This is a genomic window from Candidatus Accumulibacter aalborgensis, assembly GCF_900089955.1.
Lineage (GTDB): Bacteria > Pseudomonadota > Gammaproteobacteria > Burkholderiales > Rhodocyclaceae > Accumulibacter > Accumulibacter aalborgensis.
Genome location: NZ_FLQX01000053.1, coordinates 1 through 3,793 on the forward strand (window position 1 = coordinate 1; position 3,793 = coordinate 3,793).

A 3,793-nucleotide genomic window follows, 5' to 3' on the forward strand; every position below is an offset into this window, starting at 1 on the left:
ACAACTACCGGCTCTACGACCGCTACCGCCGTCCGGTCGCCAGTCTCGCCGTGTTGGCAGACGACGGCGAAAACTGGAAACCCACCCACTTCGGCTACCAGCTATTTGGCTGCGAAGTCGGCATCCGTTTCCCAACCGTCAAGATTCTCGATTACGCTGATCAGGCCGAAGCCCTCCTGGCGGACCCCAACCCCTTCGCCCTGGTTACCGCGGCGCACCTGTTCACCCGCCAGACAAAGGGTGACCCCGAGCAACGCTATAGGGCAAAATGGCGGCTAGCCAAGCTGCTTTACGAACGCAACTGGGACAAACAGCGCATCATTGACCTGTTCAGCGTCATCGACTGGCTGATGCGCTTGCCGACAGAACTCGAGAAGCGGCTGATGGACGAAGTCTACACATTGGAAAGGAACGTCACCATGCCCTACGTTACCTCTGCCGAACGCTTCGGCATCGAAAAAGGATTGCAGCAGGGATTGCAGCAAGGAGAGCAACAAGGCATGCAAAAAGGGGAAGCTACCCTCCTGCAGAGCCAACTCGCCCGTCGCTTTGGTACGCTTCCTGACGCCGTCCGCGCCCGACTGGCCAACGCCACGGTTGAGCAGCTCGAAAGCTGGGCGCTCAACATCTTTGACGCCAAATCGCTGGACGAAGTCTTCGATCAGGATTGAGCACCGGATTGCTGCCACGTTGCTACGCTAAGTGCCGTGGCGATGGCAGTAGCACGGTGGCAGAGGGTGGAGCGTTCATCGTGAGCGCGGCGCCTCCCGCTCCCCCTCGCCGTCATTGCGAGCGAAGCGCGGCAATCCAGTCCCTTTAAGCAACTGCCGCAAAAGGACGTAGCAGATTGCGCCGGATTTTGGGTCATCTTCACGGCGCGACAGCAGGCACAGAGTCGAACCATGTAACGGTTGTCGCAGCACTTCAGATGGGCGAAAAGACAAGCACGATAGCCGGTCGTTTGACAGAAATTACCTTACCCCGTCACCGAACAAAAGACGAGTAGCGCATCAGCCATCCCCCCCTCAATCGTGACCAGTGCCACCTCCCATGCCGGCACTTTCGAATAATCGGCGCATGGCCAACGACAAACGCGGCATCGGGAAAGCGGCACTGGCCTGCGATGCAGCCAGGACCAGAGTCGCATTGGCACCAACGTTGAATGATCTGCGCTGCGCCTTCGCCTCATCCGGCTGCTGATTGACGACACCCGCAGGATCCGGGGATACTCGCCGGGTCCCCTGCAGTTCCTGTCCTCCTCCTCATCATCACATTTAGCCGCCGCCCCATGCCTGCCAACCTGTCTCCAGTCAAACCGTGGTATGTCTGCGTCTGCAAGCCTCGCCGCGGGGCGTTGGCCGTGCGCAAGCTCGAGGAGCAGGGCTATGAGGTTTTCCTGCCCATGCTCACGCAGTGGGAAAACACCAGGGCTGGCTGGACGAAGCGGCAGCAGGTGATGTTCCCGCGCTACAGCTTCGTGCGTTGCGGTCGCCCCGAACAGAGCGTCGGCCCGATTCGCAGCACGCCCGGCGTCAGCGGACTGGTCAGCTTTGGTGCGATCCCCGCCACCCTGGATGATGCGACACTCGCCGCAATTCGCTCGCTGGCTGAACGTCAGGCCGCAGCAGTGGACGAGAAAGTGCATCCTTTCCAGTCCGGTGACAGTGTGGAGATCGCTGCTGGGCCGCTCAAAGGCATGTCCGGCATCGTGTCCGCCGTCGCCGAGGAGCGGGTCACCATCATGCTCAGCCTGCTCGGTCGCGAAAAGGCGGTCGCAGTGCCGGCTGGGCACGTGACGCTGGCGTGATGAAGCGCTTATCGCCCGATTCATCGGGCGATAAGGCGATAACCCGAACCCATGACCCTCGCCCCCAGAATCACCCATCACGGAGCCATAGACGGCGTCACCGGTTCCTGCCATCAGCTCAGCCTGCCGGATGACCCGTCCCCACGGATCGACTGCGGCCTCTTCCAGGGCGCCGAGACCTCCAGCGACAGTGCCGGGTCCGCACGATTGACCATCTTCCCCATCGATCGCATCCGTACCCTGATCGTCACGCACGTCCCCATCAACCATGCGCACACATGGCACATGGCACATGGAACGACCAAAACGAGCGTTTCCCTTGCCCCTTTCGCCAACATCTCTTAACATTGCTGTTCATCAATTGAACAACAACACATGACCCCGGCCGAGCAAGTGCACCTGCGCATCCTCCGAATCGTCGAGGAAGAGCCACAGATCAACCAGCGGCAGCTCGCTGAACGGCTTGGTGCCAGCCTGGGCAAGACCAATTACCTACTCAAGGCGCTGCTCAATAAGGGCTACATCAAGGCTGGCAGCTTTCTTCGCGCCGAAGACAAACTGAAATATGCGTACCTGCTGACTCCCGAGGGTCTTGGCGCCAAGCTGCGCCTGACGCGCAACTACCTCGCCCGGAAGGAAGAGGAATACGTCGCGATGAAAGTGGAAATCGAACGTATGCGAGCCGAACTGGCCGCACAGGACGATCAGGGAAAAGAAACGAAGCACTGACTTGAAGAGCGGCGTTACCGCGAAAGTGGCCTTTGCAACTCAGGAATCTCCCCTATCCACTGCGTGGGAGAAGGTTCGACGAGTGACCAGGGGTATTCACGGAGCATGCTCCCAGCCCGTCGAACGATTCCGGTGGGCAAACCGGAAGAACGCACACTGTAGTTGAATAGGTGAAGTAAACGGCCATGACTTTCATGACCGGGGTCGTCTCGATAGTTTAGGACCGTCGGGCTGCCCGAAAAAGCAAACGCCGCCAACGCGCAAACAGACAACCGCTCCATCCAGGCGCCGCATCGGTCGAACCCGAGGAGGGCAGTGCCCACCTCTGCAGGCGCACCACATGCTGAATGCCAAGGCATTCCGGTATGGCGGTAGCGTGCCCGGATAACACGCAGGCCAGCCAACACACGGCCGCCCGACAGTTCAGCCCCAGTGATCATCATCAGTCGAGCCTGCCACGGCAATGTAGGAGCCCGATTGATCGGGCGATAAAAAACCCCGCCATGCAACGGTCCACAGCAAACCCGGCACCATCTGTCAGCGCCAAGCTGAAACTGGTGTGAACCTGACGAGTTGAAACTGGATTTTCTTGAGGTCTCTTCTTCGTGCTTTAAGCATTTTTTGCTGACTGTTCTTTTGCTGGTTTGGTTTTTGTTCGGTGTTCTTCCGGGTTCGTGTCGTAGCCAATGGAGTGACTTGGCGAGAGGCACGAGATGGATCGAGAGACGAAGCACAAGTGTCTGAATTGCGGAGAAGTCTTCGCGCCTGATGCGCGCAACGCGAAGCATCAGCGCTACTGTTCAGAGGTCGTCTGCCAGGCGGCCAGCAAGCGAGCGAGTCAAGCGCGGTGGCTGGCCAAGCCGGAGAATCAGGGTTATCACCGAGGGGCCGAGGCAGTGGCGCGGGTGCAAGCCTGGCGCGCCAAGCATCCGGGCTATAGCCGCCGTCCGGGCAAAAGCACCGAGCCCTGCGCACCTCCCGCACCGTTACAAGATGTCTTGCCCATGCAAGGCCTTGAATCAGAAGCGATCTCTTGTAACGCTCCGACAACCCCGCGACCGCCGTTACAAGATCTCCTGATCGCGCAACCTGCTGTTATGGTGGGACTTATTGCCCATCTCTGGGGCAGTACGTTACAAGAAGACATCGCCTTGGCGCTGTCCCGGCTGCTACAACTGGGTCTGGACATACGAGGAGATCGCCATGACGATTACCAAGCGGGTGTTGAACCCGGAGCGTCTGCGCCAGGTGCCCGAG

At 59.6% G+C, this 3,793-nt stretch carries 4 protein-coding genes; all 4 read left to right on the top strand.

Features of this window, described 5'->3' with window-relative positions; translation table 11 throughout:
* Positions 1–671: DUF4351 domain-containing protein (locus ACCAA_RS04425; protein ID WP_186406038.1), on the top strand; the 671-nt coding region annotated here is incomplete at its 5' end.
* A gap of 617 nt (positions 672–1,288) precedes the next feature.
* The gene (nusG, locus tag ACCAA_RS04430) at positions 1,289–1,807 is read left to right on the top strand and encodes a transcription termination/antitermination protein NusG (protein ID WP_186406039.1); all 519 of its coding nucleotides are present in this window, start codon (positions 1,289–1,291) and stop codon (positions 1,805–1,807) included.
* Between the two features lie 51 nt (positions 1,808–1,858).
* Positions 1,859–2,152: an MBL fold metallo-hydrolase gene (locus ACCAA_RS04435; protein ID WP_186406040.1), complete on the top strand. Its 294-nt coding sequence runs from the start codon at positions 1,859–1,861 to the stop codon at positions 2,150–2,152.
* Positions 2,153–2,182: 30 nt separating this feature from the next.
* Positions 2,183–2,536, top strand: a complete 354-nt coding sequence (locus ACCAA_RS04440) for a MarR family EPS-associated transcriptional regulator (protein ID WP_186406041.1) — start codon at positions 2,183–2,185, stop codon at positions 2,534–2,536.
* The last annotated feature ends 1,257 nt before the right edge of the window (positions 2,537–3,793 follow it).